Source organism: Pseudaestuariivita rosea (assembly GCF_017592335.1).
GTDB lineage: Bacteria > Pseudomonadota > Alphaproteobacteria > Rhodobacterales > Rhodobacteraceae > Parasulfitobacter > Parasulfitobacter rosea.
This window is the reverse complement of the sequence record NZ_JACNMP010000002.1, coordinates 152,617-166,703: the sequence shown is the minus strand read 5'-3', so window position 1 is coordinate 166,703 and position 14,087 is coordinate 152,617. Positions and strand designations below refer to the sequence as shown.

18 protein-coding genes are annotated in these 14,087 nt (G+C 58.4%); 9 read left to right on the top strand and 9 right to left on the bottom strand.

Annotation, left to right across the window (positions count from 1 at the left end; genetic code table 11):
- The first annotated feature begins 158 nt into the window (after positions 1 to 158).
- The 3 genes from H7848_RS02390 to H7848_RS02380 all read left to right on the top strand — a co-directional run bounded on the left by H7848_RS02390 (position 159) and on the right by H7848_RS02380 (position 1,302).
- Entirely contained in the window at positions 159 to 476 is a 318-nt protein-coding gene (locus H7848_RS02390) for a DUF1476 domain-containing protein (protein ID WP_208347655.1), read from the top strand.
- 18 nt (positions 477 to 494) lie between these two features.
- Positions 495 to 851 carry a cupin domain-containing protein gene (locus H7848_RS02385; protein ID WP_208347654.1) on the top strand — a complete coding sequence of 119 codons (357 nt, stop codon included), beginning with the start codon at positions 495 to 497 and terminating at the stop codon, positions 849 to 851.
- Between the two features lie 133 nt (positions 852 to 984).
- A complete protein-coding gene (locus H7848_RS02380) occupies positions 985 to 1,302 on the top strand; it encodes a hypothetical protein (protein WP_208347653.1) in 318 nt (105 codons plus the stop codon).
- On the opposite strand, the gene H7848_RS02375 is transcribed toward H7848_RS02380, so the two are convergent.
- Positions 1,284 to 1,748, bottom strand: a complete 465-nt coding sequence (locus tag H7848_RS02375; RefSeq protein ID WP_208347652.1) for a low molecular weight protein-tyrosine-phosphatase — start codon at positions 1,746 to 1,748, stop codon at positions 1,284 to 1,286. The two genes, H7848_RS02380 and H7848_RS02375, sit on opposite strands and share 19 nt — an antisense overlap.
- A 45-nt stretch (positions 1,749 to 1,793) precedes the next feature.
- Between H7848_RS02375 and H7848_RS02370 the strand changes: the two genes are divergently transcribed.
- The 3 genes from H7848_RS02370 to H7848_RS02360 all read left to right on the top strand — a co-directional run bounded on the left by H7848_RS02370 (position 1,794) and on the right by H7848_RS02360 (position 4,705).
- Positions 1,794 to 2,480, top strand: a complete 687-nt coding sequence (locus H7848_RS02370; protein ID WP_208347651.1) for an NAD-dependent deacylase — start codon at positions 1,794 to 1,796, stop codon at positions 2,478 to 2,480.
- Positions 2,481 to 2,529: 49 nt separating this feature from the next.
- Positions 2,530 to 3,105, top strand: coding sequence for a YceI family protein (locus tag H7848_RS02365; RefSeq protein WP_208347649.1), 576 nt, complete (start codon positions 2,530 to 2,532; stop codon positions 3,103 to 3,105).
- Positions 3,106 to 3,664: 559 nt separating this feature from the next.
- On the top strand, positions 3,665 to 4,705 hold the full coding sequence (locus H7848_RS02360) for a TRAP transporter substrate-binding protein (protein ID WP_208347648.1): 1,041 nt from the start codon (positions 3,665 to 3,667) through the stop codon (positions 4,703 to 4,705).
- Between the two features lie 4 nt (positions 4,706 to 4,709).
- On the opposite strand, the gene rsmD is transcribed toward H7848_RS02360, so the two are convergent.
- Both rsmD and H7848_RS02350 read right to left on the bottom strand, forming a co-directional pair.
- Entirely contained in the window at positions 4,710 to 5,300 is a 591-nt protein-coding gene (rsmD, locus tag H7848_RS02355; RefSeq protein WP_208347646.1) for a 16S rRNA (guanine(966)-N(2))-methyltransferase RsmD, read from the bottom strand.
- A complete protein-coding gene (locus tag H7848_RS02350; protein WP_208347644.1) occupies positions 5,297 to 6,502 on the bottom strand; it encodes an NAD(P)/FAD-dependent oxidoreductase in 1,206 nt (401 codons plus the stop codon). Before H7848_RS02350 ends, rsmD begins: the two co-directional genes overlap by 4 nt.
- Before the next feature lie 84 nt (positions 6,503 to 6,586).
- Between H7848_RS02350 and H7848_RS02345 the strand changes: the two genes are divergently transcribed.
- Positions 6,587 to 7,075, top strand: coding sequence for a peroxiredoxin (locus tag H7848_RS02345; protein WP_208347642.1), 489 nt, complete (start codon positions 6,587 to 6,589; stop codon positions 7,073 to 7,075).
- A gap of 298 nt (positions 7,076 to 7,373) precedes the next feature.
- Positions 7,374 to 8,492: a Hint domain-containing protein gene (locus H7848_RS02340; RefSeq protein ID WP_208347641.1), complete on the top strand. Its 1,119-nt coding sequence runs from the start codon at positions 7,374 to 7,376 to the stop codon at positions 8,490 to 8,492.
- Positions 8,493 to 8,539: 47 nt separating this feature from the next.
- Here the strand turns inward: H7848_RS02340 and H7848_RS02335 are convergent, their stop codons facing one another.
- Entirely contained in the window at positions 8,540 to 9,070 is a 531-nt protein-coding gene (locus H7848_RS02335; protein ID WP_237072534.1) for an Lrp/AsnC family transcriptional regulator, read from the bottom strand.
- A gap of 73 nt (positions 9,071 to 9,143) precedes the next feature.
- Between H7848_RS02335 and H7848_RS02330 the strand changes: the two genes are divergently transcribed.
- Positions 9,144 to 10,286: an MFS transporter gene (locus H7848_RS02330; RefSeq protein ID WP_208347640.1), complete on the top strand. Its 1,143-nt coding sequence runs from the start codon at positions 9,144 to 9,146 to the stop codon at positions 10,284 to 10,286.
- On the opposite strand, the gene H7848_RS02325 is transcribed toward H7848_RS02330, so the two are convergent.
- From H7848_RS02325 to H7848_RS02305, 5 genes are all read right to left on the bottom strand, one after another.
- Positions 10,261 to 10,461, bottom strand: a complete 201-nt coding sequence (locus H7848_RS02325; RefSeq protein WP_208347639.1) for a hypothetical protein — start codon at positions 10,459 to 10,461, stop codon at positions 10,261 to 10,263. The two genes, H7848_RS02330 and H7848_RS02325, sit on opposite strands and share 26 nt — an antisense overlap.
- Positions 10,462 to 10,733: 272 nt before the next feature.
- Complete coding sequence (gene scpB, locus H7848_RS02320; RefSeq protein WP_208347638.1) at positions 10,734 to 11,369, bottom strand: SMC-Scp complex subunit ScpB; 636 nt, start codon at positions 11,367 to 11,369, stop codon at positions 10,734 to 10,736.
- Positions 11,362 to 12,141 carry a segregation and condensation protein A gene (locus tag H7848_RS02315; protein ID WP_208347637.1) on the bottom strand — a complete coding sequence of 260 codons (780 nt, stop codon included), beginning with the start codon at positions 12,139 to 12,141 and terminating at the stop codon, positions 11,362 to 11,364. Before H7848_RS02315 ends, scpB begins: the two co-directional genes overlap by 8 nt.
- Entirely contained in the window at positions 12,134 to 13,159 is a 1,026-nt protein-coding gene (gene nagZ, locus H7848_RS02310) for a beta-N-acetylhexosaminidase (RefSeq protein WP_237072533.1), read from the bottom strand. The genes H7848_RS02315 and nagZ overlap by 8 nt, the downstream gene beginning before the upstream one ends.
- Complete coding sequence (locus H7848_RS02305; protein ID WP_208347636.1) at positions 13,132 to 14,043, bottom strand: SPOR domain-containing protein; 912 nt, start codon at positions 14,041 to 14,043, stop codon at positions 13,132 to 13,134. The genes nagZ and H7848_RS02305 overlap by 28 nt, the downstream gene beginning before the upstream one ends.
- Positions 14,044 to 14,087: the final 44 nt, after the last annotated feature.

Here is a 14,087-nt window from a genome sequence, read left to right as displayed (position 1 = left end):
GGTCTCCGATCTGGCCGCATGGGATGAATCCCCAATGCAGACTGGGCTGTCATACGGCAAGCGGCATTATCCCGCAAGCGCGCGTGAAGGGCTTGCAGGCGGCCCGCGTGACGGGCATATGGTTACCCAAACGGCAATCTCTTTGAAGGACCAACAGGATGACCACCTTTGACGATCGCGAAAGCGCCTTTGAAAACAAATTCGCCCATGACGCAGAAATGCAATTCAAAGCCGAAATGCGCCGGAACAAGCTTCTGGCGCTTTGGGCGGCCGACCTAATGGGCAAAACCGGGGATGACGCGCAGGCTTATGTGATGGAAATCGTCAAAGCCGACCTGGAAGAGGCCGGGGATGAAGATGTCTATCGCAAGGTGTCAGGCGATCTGGGCAGTCTGGCGGATGAGACCACGATCCGCACGAAAATGGCCAAACTGATGGCCGAGGCGAAGGGCCAGATTATGAATGAAACGGACTGAGGCGCGGCAATATCGGGTATGAAAACCATCAACCTCAACGACAAGCTTGCGCAGATCTCAACGCATTGGGACCCGCACGTTGTTGCGGATTACAATGACAACGACATTATGGTGGTGAAGTTCAAGGGCGAATTTCCGTTCCATAAACACGACACCACGGATGATTTTTTCTATGTGCTTGAGGGCGAGATGATCATGGATATCGACGGGCAGCCGTCGAAAACCGTGAAAGCGGGCGAGATGTTTATCGTTCCGAAAGGCGTTGTGCATCGGCCAAGGGCCGAACAGGAAGTCAAAGTGCTGCTGATCGAACCAAAGGGCGAACCCAATTCAGGCGATGCCGACCGGGAACCTGCGCCCAAACCTCGGATCTGAGATACCCAAAAACCGGGCAAATTCATCAAAGGAAATTGCCCTTCCGCCAAAAATCTGCCACAGAGTCATGTATGGTTAACCTTAGTGAGTGACACCGTAGAACACGGGCTTCACAAAGGATCGAGGCAGACAAATGAAAAAAGCTATTCTCATGGCCCTTTTCGTGGCCGTTGCTGCGCCCATTTCGGCGCCCCCCGTTCAGGCCGACGTGATCAAACGCGCCTGCCTGAAATCCGACCGCCAGGCGGCCAATCGCCAACTGTGCCGCTGCATTCAAGAGGCCGCTAATGCCACGCTGAACCGCAGTGATCAGCGCCTGGCGTCCAAGTTTTTCGCCGATCCCCACATGGCGCAGGAAATCCGCCAGTCGGATAGTGCCAGCCACGAAACATTCTGGCAAAAATACAAGAACTTTGGGCAAACGGCCGAGGCTTACTGCAGCTTCAGCTGATCTGCCTCGGCTTTCAAATGCGTCAATAATCCGCGCGCGGCGTTTTCGATGATATCCAGCGCCTGATCGAAATCGCGTGTGTAATAGGGGTCGGGGACATGATCGGCCCCAAGTGTCCCGAAGGTGGTCAGCTTTTGCGCCTTGGCGCGGCCACCGGAATTTAACCGCTCGATGTCCCGCATGTTCTGATCGTCCATGCCAAGGATCAGATCAAAACGCTCAAAGTCATCAGCCACGAACTGTCGTGCGCGCAGGTTGCTCAGATCATACCCCCGCACCCGCGCCGCGTCCTGCATCGGCCCATAGGGTGGATCGCCGATATGCCAGCCCGATGTGCCCGCACTGTCGACCTGATACGCGCCGCCGCTGATCTGGCGAAACACACCCTCGGCCGTGGGCGACCGGCAGATGTTTCCCAGACAGACAAAAAGAATGCGCGTTTTCATGGATTTATCAGTGACATTTTCTGCCAGCCTTGCCAAGTTGAAGATATGGACAAGATCGTCATTCTTACCGGCGCGGGGATTTCGGCGGAAAGCGGGCTGGGCACGTTTCGGGACGAAGGCGGGCTTTGGGCGCAGCACCGGATTGAGGATGTGGCCACGCCCGAGGGCTTCACGCGCAATCCTGATCTGGTGCACGACTTTTATAACAAACGCCGCGCGCAGGCGGCCGAGGCCTTGCCCAATGCCGCCCATGCGGCGCTGGCGCGGTTGCAGCGGGATCATAAAGGCGACGTTGTGATCGTGACCCAGAATGTCGATGATCTGCACGAACGGGCGGGCGCCGAGGTGATCCATATGCACGGCGCTTTGATGGGCGCCCTTTGCGCCGCCTGTGGGCATCGCTGGACCGCGCCCTTGACCATGGGGCCACGTGATCTTTGCCCGAAATGCGTGACGCCCGCGACGCGGCCCGACGTCGTCTGGTTTGGCGAAATCCCCTATCACATGGACCAGATCGGTGAACATCTGATGCAGGCTGATCTGTTCGTGTCCATCGGCACATCCGGCAATGTCTATCCGGCCGCCGGTTTTGTGCAAGAGGCCAGGCTGGCCGGGGCTGCGACACTGGAGCTGAACCTGGAACCCTCGGAAGGGGCGACGCTTTTTGACACTGCACGTCACGGTCCGGCCAGCGAAATTGTGCCCGCCTGGGTTGAAGAACTGCTGGCCTAACCGCCGAAAGCTGTTAGGCTTTGAGCGTCACCACATTGGGAGGGGTCCTATGAAATCGATCATCACATCCGCATTCGCATTCGCCGTCAGCACGACTGTTGCTTTTGGCTGGACATTGGACAGCGATGCGTCCGCAATCAGCTATGTCAGCATCAAAAACGCCGATACCGCCGAACCAAACCTGCTGCCAGGCCTGACCGGCACGGTCAGCGACGACGGCGCGGCTGAAATCGACATCGCTTTGTCCAGTGTCGAAACCTATATCGATATCCGCAACGAACGGATGCAGGAACATCTGTTCAAAACCGAAACCCATCCGGTCGCTAAGCTGCTGGCGCAGTTGGATATGGCGAATTTCACGGATATGGCGGCGGGCCAGACCAAGGATGTCGAGTTTCCCGTGACACTTCAGGCCAATGGGCAAGAGGCCACATATGATGTGCTGGCCGCTGTGACCCGCGTGGGCGAAGACCGCGTCGTCGTCGCCTCGCGCCAGCCGGTGATCGTTTACGCCGATGAGCTGGGGTATATGGACGGGCTTGCCACGCTGCAGGACATTGCGGGGCTGGAGTCGATCCAGATCACGGTGCCTGTCAGCTTTACGCTGGTTTTTGACAACAGCTGACAGTTTGAGGTCCCGGGTCAGGTTCGGGACCGCGCCCCGTGGTGCGTAAACGCCCTTTGCCCCGCATCACCTTTGGGTGGCAGAGTATTGGGCTGAATTGTTTAAGAAAGGTGGCGCCACCGTCTTGAAGGTTGGTCTTGCCAGAAAGGGGTCGCAACGCCCCCACCTTATGTCTCATGCATGATTTTTCAGGCGGCTTATGTCTTGGGTCGTGAAGCCAAAACACAAGTTCTGGAAAACCATTTCTCTACGATATCGTGGTATGGGGTTCTACGCGTCAGATGCTAACGCCCGCTTATAGCTGCGTACGGTGGGATTTGAGTATTTTTGCCAAGAAGAAGTCACTAAGAGCACTCCCACCTTCTTCTTGGTTTAAATACTCAAAAAAACGCAGCAATAAAGTGACTTGCGGCCCCCTGAAAACAGAATATGAGTGCATCAATTCGGGGATTCCATTGCGTCGCGAACTTGCGAATGATTTGCAACTGGCGGTGTGAAACCCTAGATAATGTCTGTCGCAATGCGGCTTTTGTGTAACTATCAGAAGGAGGCTGGTGTGATGAAACAACTCTTGAAGTCCGCAGCCCTCGCCGCCGGTCTCGGCATTCTTGCAACCACAACATATGCGCAGGACATCACCCTGCGCTTCCAACATTTTGTGTCCCCCAATTCGGCCAATCCGAAGTATTTCATGCAGCCCTGGGCCGAAAAGATCGAACGTGACAGCGGCGGCCGCATCAAGGTCGAACTCTATCCGTTCATGCAACTGGGCGGCAAAGCCCCTTCGCAATATGACCTGATCCGCGATGGTGTGGTCGACGGCGGGTGGATCATTCCGGGCTATCAGCCCGGCCGTTTCCCCGAAGCCGAAGCGCTGGAAATGCCGTTCATGGTGACGAAATCCGCCGAAGAGGCCTCAAAAGCCGCGTGGATTTTCACGCAGAAGCACCTGATGGATGATTTCCGCGATATCCACGTGATCGCCGCCCACATGCACGGACCCGGTATCCTGCATAAGAAAGGCGACGTAATTGAAACGATTGACGATTTTGACGGATTGCAGCTGCGCGGTCCGTCCCGTCCCGCCACGCTTTTGCTGCGCAAACTGGGGGCGAACCCCATCGGCATGGCCGTGCCCGCCTTTCCCGAAGCGCTAAGCAAGGGTATTCTGGACGGCGGTGTCATCACCTGGGAAATGTCGCCATCGCTGAAACTGGACGAGCTGACCGACAGTCACACCGATGTGGCGGGCGATAAGTCACTGTATAATCTGTACTTTGTCTGGGCGATGAACAAAGCCAAGTATGACAGCCTGCCCGATGATCTAAAGGCGGTGATCGATGCGAACTCGGGCTTTGCAGCGTCTGCCTGGGCGGGGCGCGCCCATGACACGGGCGATGTTGAGGGTCGCGATACCATGGCCGCCGCCGGGAATGACATCGCCGAAATCAGCGCCGAAGAAACCGCGAAAATTCAAGACCTGGGCGAGGCCGTGATCGCCGACTGGATCCAAGAGGTGACCCGAAAGGGCCTTGACGGCGCCGCCCTGATCGCCGATGCCCGCGCCGCGGTTCAGGTGACGCGTGGAACAGCAAACTGACTGCTTATGTAGGCCGGGTGTCAGCCCGGCTTATGCCTGTATACCGCAAAATCGTCACATGCGTATCGCCATAGCGGCGCTGGTCGCATGGCTCAAAGCCCTCGGGTGCGGATTGGGGGCTGTTTTCTTCCCACACCACCAGCGCGCCGTTGGCCAGCCAGCCGCCCTGGGTCGCGGCGGACAGGGCCTTGTGCCCCAGTGATTTCCCATAGGGCGGGTCGAGGAAGGTCAGGTCGAAAGGTGCACCACCGACCTCACCCAACCGTGTCGCATCGCGGCGAAAAACGCGGGTGGCGCCCTGGGCCCGGCACAGGTCGATGTTCTGCCGGATCAGCCCGCGCGCCTTGACCCCGTCGTCGACAAAGGTGACATGAGCCGCCCCGCGCGACAGGGCCTCTAGGCCCAAAGCGCCCGTGCCCGCGAACAGGTCCAGCACCCGCGCGTCTGTCACGGGGTCGCCATAGGCCCCGCCCATCAGCACGTTGAACAGGCTTTCGCGCACCCGGTCCGAGGTCGGGCGCAAATGGGCCGCCGCATCGCCCTTGCCGACCGAAGCGAGCGCCAGACCGCGGTGTTTCCCGGCGATGATCCTCATGCCCGCAGCAGGGCTTTCAGGTCAATGTCGGGGGCCGCAATCGCGTCTGCATCGGGGGATTTTCCGCCCTCGATCAGCCGCTTGCCGACCATATAGGCCCGCGGGTCATTCACCGCATCAACCGACAACAGCTGATCGCCCGCGTAATACCAGAAGCTTACCGCATCGCCCTGCCCCCGTGTCACCACGCGGTCATAGCCCGTGTTCAGCCCCGCAATCTGCAGCTTTGCGTCGTATTGATCCGACCAGAACCACGGGTGCGGGTCATAGGCGACATCCGCCCCCAGCATGTTACGCGCCACGATCTCGGCCTGATCAATCGCGTTCTGGACGCTTTCCAACCTGATCCTCTGGCCGCGATAAGGAAAACTGGCGCAATCCCCGGCAGCCCAGATCTGCGGGTCAGAGGTGCGGCCAAAGGCATCAACCCTGATCCCGTTTTCGCACACGACACCGGCCTGCTGCGCCAGGCCCGTGCAAGGCTCGATCCCGATCCCGACGATCACCAGATCAACCGACAGTTCGGTCCCATCGCCTAGAACAGCCGCCGTGACCGCATGATCCCCAACCAGCCGCTGCAACACGGTGCCTTCCATAATCCGAACCCCGTGGGCCTGATGCAGCGCGCGGAAATGATCCGATGTCTGCGGCGAGGCGACACGCTGCAGGATGCGCGGCGCCATCTCGATCAGCGTGACCTGCATACCGGTTTTCGACGCAACCGCTGCGGCCTCTAGCCCGATATAGCCGCCACCCACAACCAGCACCCGCGCACCGGCACGAAACGCATCCGCCATTTGGTCCACATCGGCCAGCGTACGCACCACATGCACCCCATCCAGCGCGCCACCCATACTGTCCGGCAACCGCCGCGGCCGCGACCCCGTGGTGAACGCCAGCTGATCATACCCCAGCACATCGCCCCCAACCGTCACCGTCTGCGCCACCGCATCCACCGCCGTCACAGGGTGCCCCAACCGCAGCGTAATCCGCTGATCACCATAAAACTCGGCGGGCCGCAGATACAGACGCTCCTCCGCCATCTCACCCAACAGATACCCCTTCGACAAAGGTGGGCGCTGATAGGGCGGCACCGGCTCTTCCCCGATCAGGGTGATATCGCCCTCAAACCCCTCGGCCCGCAGCTTGGCCACCAGCGACGCCCCCGCCTGCCCCGCACCGATCACAACAAAATGGGTCATTTTCCAATTCCTTAACTGGTCGCCTGCCTGCGCCGACCCTATATGCAGGACAACGGAATGTTCAACGTAGAAGAGGGATAAACCATGGCACTTTCCAAAGGCGACACACTGCCCGACGCAACCCTGACCCGCATCGGTGCAGACGGCCCCGAAACGGTGCAGATCAGCGACCTGACCAAGGGCCGCAAGGTCGTCATTTTCGCTGTCCCCGGTGCCTTTACCCCCACCTGCCATTCGGCCCATGTGCCCAGCTTCATGCGCACCAAGGATCAGTTCATGGCCAAAGGCGTGGATGAGATCATCTGCATTTCCGTCAACGATCCCTTCGTGATGAAAGCCTGGGGCGAAGCAACGGGCGCCGCGGCCGAGGGCATCACGATGCTGGGCGACGCCGACAGCGCCTTTACCAAAGCCATCGGCATGGATTTCGACGCCCCGCCTGTGGGCCTGATCGCCCGGTCCAAACGCTATGCCATGATCGTCGACGATGGCGTGGTGCAAGTCCTGAACGCAGAATCCAATCCCGGCGAATGCGAAGTCTCAGCCGGTGAGGCCCTTCTGGAAGCGGTCTAACCGCCCTTAAGCGAAGTCCCGGACCCGGTCCGGGACCTCTTGCTGGTTAATCATGTCGATGCCGGTCAGGATAGATGTGCGACTACGCAAAGCTTTATAGCCAATACTTACTATATTCATAAGGGACACAGCCGCCTTTACCTAAGACCGCTTTGGTTATGCCGGTTTGTGGCCTGCATGAATATCAAGCACATCCAAGCATCCTTGATCACGGATCACCTGAAACTTTGGCGATGGCTGGTAACGCAATCTTAGCGAACCAACCCTACTATCGGGGCTTCAGGTTACGGGGTTTCCGATGGCGGTTCTTTACTTCACTGGCGATCAGGTCGCTTTTTTCGGCGGTATCAACGACAAAGGCACTGCGACGGAATTCACAGGTGTCAATGCCCCCTTCCTATCGACCGACATTGTCGAGATCAATGTGCCGGACAAATATATCCTGCCCGATGGATCGTTTGACCCGAATGAGGTCCAATTCACCAGCGTCACTGTCGAGCGGGACGGGACGCGTTACGAATTCGACGTAGATACAGGATCGAAAATCAAGGAAACCGGCGGTAGCGAGATACCCGAAGCCGGGGATACTTTCTTCATCACCAACGACAGCGTCGGCGCGCCTGCAAGCGGTCCGTTCGCCGGTCTGCCGACAGAGAAAATGGTCTTCTCTACAGACAGTACGTTTTCAAGCGGCCAAACGACCACCATAGATCGAACGACTTCCACGGACTTGAACAACGACGGGGACACCAATGATGCAGGTGAGGCCGCAGATGCGCAATTCAATGCAAACCAGGCCAACATGCCCCCCTGCTATGCGCCTGGAACCCTGATCGCCACAACCAAAGGCCCGCGGCCGGTCGAAACAATCCAGCCGGGCGATCTGGTTCTGACACGAGATCATGGGGTGCAATCGGTGCTATGGTGCCGTAACGGCGCGCAGGCACTGGACGGGATCCAGCAGGAGTCACGGCCCGTGCTTGTCCAGAAAGGATCACTTGGGCCAAACCGACCTAGCCGCGATCTGATTGTTTCACCGCAGCACAGAATATTGGTCGGTGGAGAGCAACAGCTTCATACAGTTTTCAACCGCGAGGTTTTTGTCCCGGCAAAGGCGCTGACGTCGCTTCCAGGTATCCGTCACATGATGGGCCGAAAAGAAATAAACTGGGTTCACTTTGTATGTGAAAAGCACGAAGTCATTCGCGCAAACGGCTGTTGGTCGGAATCTTTGCTGCTTGGGCCAATGGCTCAGCGCAGCCTCACCTTGTCCGATCGTCGACTCTTGGCCGCTGCGTTGCCGCCATCTGCCAATCCGGATTACATGAATGGTCCACCCGCCCTTCCCTGTCTGCCTGCAGGTGTGGTCCGCCGCATTCTGATACCTGCCAAGATGCGACTTCGCGCGGTTGCCTGACCAGCTTTCCCATGCGCGGCGAAGGCAAACAACGGATTTTTCGCATATTACCGGATGTGCGGCGCGTCCTCCAGTATTGCCGAAACCTCGGCCTGTGGGGATCGTTCAAGGTGGGTGGATAGCGCGACATAGGTTCGGGTGCCGCGCACGCCTTCTGTGTCGTAAAGTCGTGCCAGCAGCCCTTCGAGCGCGACCGAGGATGTCACCCGCACCTTCATGATCAGACAGGTGTCCCCCGTGGCTGAATGAATTTCCTCAACTTCAGGAAAATCTGTCAATGCCATCAAGGCCTTGGTCTTGCCCCAACCGGTTGTGTCCACATGCACAAAAGCCAGCAACGGTTTGCTGATGGCCGCCCCGTCAAGGATCGCAACCGTGCGCTTTATGACCCCGTCCGCCTTCAGCCGCTTGACCCGCTCATGCACCGCAGGCGCCGAAAGCCCCACCCGCGTCCCAAGATCAGCGAAGCTGAGCGTCGCATCCTGCGCCAGCACGCCTAATATTTTTCGGTCGATCCGGTCCAGTGGCCGTGTGTCATCGGCTTTTTTCCGAACCATATCTTGATCTTTGACAGCCATGCGCATCCTGCCTTGCTTCGAATAATTTCTCCTTGAATAACATAAATACCAAATTTCATTCAATGGAAACCAAATGTCATCATATCAAGTTATCCTCCTGACCGCCGCTGTCGGAGTGCTGGGGGCGAACTCTCTTGTAGTATCGCCCATTGCTGCGGCCGTGGCGTCCGGTTTTCCCGGCACTGAACCGGCGGACATCATGGTTGCGTCGGCAGGACTGGGCCTTGGGACGGCAGGCGCGGCGTTGATGCTGGCCCCGCTGGCCGATCGGTTCGGTGCGGACAGATCGCTGATCGCTGCGATGATCCTGTTGACATTGGCATCGGCCATCGCAGCACTGGCCCCGGTTCTGACAGTGCTGGTTGTGGCGCATACTGTTTCGGGCGTGGCCGCCGGTATCGCCTTACCCGCCATCTACAGCCTGGCGGCCGAAATCGCGCCAAAGGGACAGGAAGGCCGGACCATGGGCACCGTGCTGACAGGCTGGACAATATCGATGGTGTTTGGCGTCACACTCAGCACCCTGCTGGCCGATATACTGCATTGGAGAAGCGTCTTTATCACAATCGGAGTGCTTGCCGGACTTATCACTATAATCCTGCTTCCAACGCGCTTTCCCCGCCGGGTGGCCGATATCATAACCTCGCCCCTGACCGGTTTGCGCGTGCCCGGAATTTTCAGGGCACTTTTTGTGCAGGTCTGTCTGATGCTGGCATTTTATGGCACTTACAGTTTTCTGGGCACGCATCTGGATGAAAATCTGGGACTTTCAACTGCATCGGCCGCAGCCCCCGTTCTAGCTTATGGTATCGGGTTTGGGACAGCTGCGATTTTTGACGGAATGATCGATCGACGAGGTTATAAGGGACTGGCGCATATTGTGTTTTCATTCACGGCAACAGCGTTGATACTGATTGCGGTGACAGCCGATATACTGACCGGTTTAACGGTTGCGTTTCTGTTTTGGGGGCTTGTGAACCATTTTGCCCTGAACCTGACGGTTAGTCGCCTGGTGGCACTTGACCCCAAACAACGCGGCGCGATCATGGGCCTGAATTCAACAGTGACATATCTTTGTGTCTTTGCTGGGGCAATCGGGTTTCGCCCGGTTTATGAATGGGGCGGCTTGACGGCCTGTGCCATGATTGGGGCGGCCCTGGCAGCTCTGATTGTCGCCGAGGCATTCAGCCTCAGAAGCGTCCGAAACGCCGCATAGCGCGCATCATCTGTTTGTTGCGCTGTGTGCTTTTTGCAATGGCCTGTTTGTGGGTTTCGTCTGCCCCGGATTTGACCCGACTGCTGCGCGACATCGACCTGGCACCGGTATCAACACCTTTATTGATCAGCTTGCGCATCACGATGCGCATGACCATGTTGACGATCTGGTTCATTTAGGGCCTCTTTACACTATTAAATACGCACTGGTTTCAGACCAAAATTGTTCATCTCTCAGCATTTGAGCGCAGGAATAGCAGGCTATTTCAAGCTCAAATAACGACGAAATGGGCAATTTTGGCGAAATCCCTGCGGGACGCGGCCCATTTTGCCTCTGACCGCGCCGCTTTGCCCTGACGATGAACCACATCGCTGCGGTCAAATCGGCTTGTCAGCGGCAAAATGGGTCTCGCGCCAGAGCGTATTTAATAGTGTAAACAGGCCCTAATTATTCCTCGAACAGTTCGCTTTGGCCTTCGTCGTCGCCATCCCCGTCGTCTGTCTGTAATACTTGGCCCGGTGGGGGTCTGTTTTCAAGAAGACCCGCCGCGCGCAGTTCTTTCAGACCGGGCAGATCGCGGGCAGTTTCCAGGCCAAAATGATCCAGGAAGTCTTGCGTGACCACAAAGGTCACGGGTCGGCCGGGCGTCATGCGGCGGCGGCCAAAGCGGATCCACTCCAGTTCGATCAGCTGATCAATCGTGCCACGGCTGACGGCCACACCGCGGATTTCCTCGATCTCGGCCCGTGTGACCGGCTGGTGATAGGCGATAATGGCCAGCGTTTCGACGGCCGCGCGGGACAGTTTGCGCGTCTCGACGGTTTCTTTCTGCATCAGAAATCCAAGATCCCCCGCCGTGCGCATCGCCCAGGCGTCGCCCACGCGCACCACATGCACGCCGCGCCCTTCGTAGCGTTTGCGCAGATGCACCAGCGCCTCGGCCGCATCGCAGCCATGGGGCATCCGGCCCTGCAGTTCCTTGACCGTGACAGGTTCAGCCGTGGCGAATAAAATCGCCTCGACCATACGTTCCTGTTCGCCCATGGGCGGCGCTTCAAAGAGGCTTTCTTCGACCTCATCCATTGTCTTTTTTCCGTAGTTGAATGGGCGAAAATACCTCGCCCTGTCTGATTTCGACCAGCCCTGCTTTGGCCAGTTCCAGAGATGCGGCAAAGGTGGCGGCGGTGGCGGACCTGCGTTTCTGGGGGTCAAGTTCCCACCCGTCGGGCAGATAGCTGGTCAGATCGGTCCATTCGCCCGCAAATCCGATCAGCCCGCGCATCCGGTCCAGCGCCTGTTCCATTGTCAGAACGGCGTCGCGGTCCATGACAAAGGGGCGGAATTCGTCCTTGGTGCGGATGCGGGCATAGCCCTGCATCAGGTCCAGCAGCGTGGCGGTATAGGTCACGCGGCGCACCCGTTCGACACCCTCAGGGATGCCGCGGGCAAAGAAATCACGCCCCAGCTGGTTGCGCCCCATCAGCCTGGCCGCTGCGTCGCGCATGGCCTGCAGACGTTCCAGCTGAAAGGCCAGGTGGGCGGCCAGTTCTTCGCCTGACGGGCCTTCCTCGGTCGGATCGGGGGGCAGCAGCAGGCGGGATTTCAGAAAGGCCAGCCAGGCCGCCATCACCAGATAATCGGCGGCCAGTTCGATGCGCAGCGTTTTGGCTTTTTCGACAAAGGCCAGATATTGCTCGGCCAGGTGCAAGATGCTGATCTTGCGCAGGTCGACTTTTTGCGTGCGCGACAAGGTCAACAGCAGGTCGAGAGGCCCCTCGAACCCGTCAACATCGACGATCAGCGCCTCGGCGGCCAATCGTTCGACGACTGCATCTTCACTTTCAACTTCAACCATCGGCACGCCCGTTTAGCAGCGTCTCAAACTCTGCTTCAAGGGCGGCAATGTCAATCTTTTCTGGTGTTTTTCGATGCGATAGCGCGCGGTTTGCGCGATCTGATGCCAAATCGTCCATTTCACCTGCAGCCTGGGCGACCTGTTCCATCTCGGTCATATCGCCATTGCAATGCAGAATGATATCGCATCCGGCCGCGATGGACGCGGCAGAGCGATCAGCGATGGACCCCGACAGAGCCTGCATCGAGATATCATCGCTCATGATCAGGCCATCAAAACCGATCTGGTCCCGGATCAGCGACATCATGATGGACGAGGTCGTGGCGGGTAAGTCAGGATCAAAGGCGCTGTAGACAATATGAGCTGTCATCGCGATGGGTAGGTCGCTGAGGACTTTGAAGGCCGCAAAATCGGTCTGGTGCAGGGTTTCGGCATCGGTTTCAACGCGCGGCAATTCCAGGTGGCTGTCCAGTGTCGCGCGGCCGTGGCCGGGGATGTGTTTCAGCACCGGCAGGACACCCCCTGCCAACAGACCATCCGCCACGGCGCGGGCAGCGGACACGACTGTTTTGACCTCCCCGCCATAACAACGGTTTTTCAGAAACTCATGGGTTTGGGGAAAGGCGATATCGGCCATGGGGGCGCAATTCGTGTCGATGCCAATGTCGCGCAACTCATGGGCGATCAGACGATAGCGCAGTTCCATCGCCTTTGGTCCGGCGCGCACAATCTGATCCAGTGGCGGCAGCCATTCGCGCCATTCGGGTGCACGCAGACGCTGCACCCGACCGCCTTCCTGATCAATCAGAACAGGCGCGTCCCGCCCGACTGCATCACGCAGCTCAGACGTCAAACGCCGGACCTGATCCGGCGTCTCAACGTTCCGCGCAAAAAGGATAAACCCCCAGGGGTCAGTGTCCTGGAAAAAGGCGCGTTCGGCGTCGGTCAATGTCAGACCGGCGCACCCAAAGATGAAGGCCCCCTGCCCCATTAGTGACGCGTGGTTACGGGGATACATTTTTCCCCTTCGGCAATAATAGCCGAGCAAAAACGTCGTGCATCCGACAAATCGTCGAAACCCATGGCGCGTAGCCTGTAAAAAGTGCGCCCTGCACGTTCTGCTTTCTGGATCACACGGCCTTTATCATCAAAAAAACCAGTAAGGCGGCGCGAAAGTCTGTCCCATTCAGCCTCTGCGTCTTGTGGTGTCTCCAAAGCTGCTAGCTGCACCAGAGTTGTGCCAAAGGGGATCTGATATGCGTCGACCTCTTGCGGTGCACCAATCGGGGCAACAGGTCGTGGCGAGACATTCAAAGATGCAGGTCTTAACTGTGGTCGCAAAGATCGGCCCAACCCGCCAACAATCTGCTCTGGCGGCTCCAACGGTTCGGTTTGGCTGGCGACTTGTTCGACCAGAGCCCGCAGTTCCTCTTCACTTGGCCCATCTGTGCTTGAGGCGTCCCGATCCTGCGCCGGAGGTGCTGCGGGCTGCAGCGGTTCGGTCAAAACGGCGTGGGTCGTGGTTTCAGCAACCACAAGATCGGCATCATCCGCCTCGGCCATCGACTGGCGGGGCACAACAGGATCAATACCGCTTATATCAACGGGGGCGGGTGCCAAAACCACACGATCCGCCAGATCGTCCGAGCCATCTTCGGCCGCGATCGCATTCACCGCCAGCCCCTGATGTTCCGCAGGTCGTCCGCCCGGATCATCGGGTTGCACCCGCATCGGTCCTTCCAGGGCGCGCACGACCGGCACACCGGACATGTCGCGCTGGATCAGGTTATAACCCCAGATACTGACACCTGCGATCAATGCAAGTGACATCATGGCGCCCGCCCAGTTCACAAGGGTCTGCACGCCGGGAGTGTCCCCGTTCGGGGATGTCATCTCTGCCATTTCGCCTCACCGCCCGCGGGTGTTTCACACACCTCATCGGTTCT

Excerpts from the sequence above, each read along its gene's own strand:
- H7848_RS02390 (WP_208347655.1), top strand. The coding sequence starts at position 159 with ATGACCACCTTTGACGATCGCGAAAGCGCCTTTGAAAACAAATTCGCC.
- H7848_RS02385 (WP_208347654.1), top strand. The coding sequence starts at position 495 with ATGAAAACCATCAACCTCAACGACAAGCTTGCGCAGATCTCAACGCAT.
- H7848_RS02380 (WP_208347653.1), top strand. The coding sequence starts at position 985 with ATGAAAAAAGCTATTCTCATGGCCCTTTTCGTGGCCGTTGCTGCGCCC.
- H7848_RS02375 (WP_208347652.1), bottom strand. The coding sequence starts at position 1,748 with ATGAAAACGCGCATTCTTTTTGTCTGTCTGGGAAACATCTGCCGGTCG.
- H7848_RS02370 (WP_208347651.1), top strand. The coding sequence starts at position 1,794 with ATGGACAAGATCGTCATTCTTACCGGCGCGGGGATTTCGGCGGAAAGC.
- H7848_RS02365 (WP_208347649.1), top strand. The coding sequence starts at position 2,530 with ATGAAATCGATCATCACATCCGCATTCGCATTCGCCGTCAGCACGACT.
- H7848_RS02360 (WP_208347648.1), top strand. The coding sequence starts at position 3,665 with ATGAAACAACTCTTGAAGTCCGCAGCCCTCGCCGCCGGTCTCGGCATT.
- rsmD (WP_208347646.1), bottom strand. The coding sequence starts at position 5,300 with ATGAGGATCATCGCCGGGAAACACCGCGGTCTGGCGCTCGCTTCGGTC.
- H7848_RS02350 (WP_208347644.1), bottom strand. The coding sequence starts at position 6,502 with ATGACCCATTTTGTTGTGATCGGTGCGGGGCAGGCGGGGGCGTCGCTG.
- H7848_RS02345 (WP_208347642.1), top strand. The coding sequence starts at position 6,587 with ATGGCACTTTCCAAAGGCGACACACTGCCCGACGCAACCCTGACCCGC.
- H7848_RS02340 (WP_208347641.1), top strand. The coding sequence starts at position 7,374 with ATGGCGGTTCTTTACTTCACTGGCGATCAGGTCGCTTTTTTCGGCGGT.
- H7848_RS02335 (WP_237072534.1), bottom strand. The coding sequence starts at position 9,070 with ATGGCTGTCAAAGATCAAGATATGGTTCGGAAAAAAGCCGATGACACA.
- H7848_RS02330 (WP_208347640.1), top strand. The coding sequence starts at position 9,144 with ATGTCATCATATCAAGTTATCCTCCTGACCGCCGCTGTCGGAGTGCTG.
- H7848_RS02325 (WP_208347639.1), bottom strand. The coding sequence starts at position 10,461 with ATGAACCAGATCGTCAACATGGTCATGCGCATCGTGATGCGCAAGCTG.
- scpB (WP_208347638.1), bottom strand. The coding sequence starts at position 11,369 with ATGGATGAGGTCGAAGAAAGCCTCTTTGAAGCGCCGCCCATGGGCGAA.
- H7848_RS02315 (WP_208347637.1), bottom strand. The coding sequence starts at position 12,141 with ATGGTTGAAGTTGAAAGTGAAGATGCAGTCGTCGAACGATTGGCCGCC.
- nagZ (WP_237072533.1), bottom strand. The coding sequence starts at position 13,159 with ATGTATCCCCGTAACCACGCGTCACTAATGGGGCAGGGGGCCTTCATC.
- H7848_RS02305 (WP_208347636.1), bottom strand. The coding sequence starts at position 14,043 with ATGGCAGAGATGACATCCCCGAACGGGGACACTCCCGGCGTGCAGACC.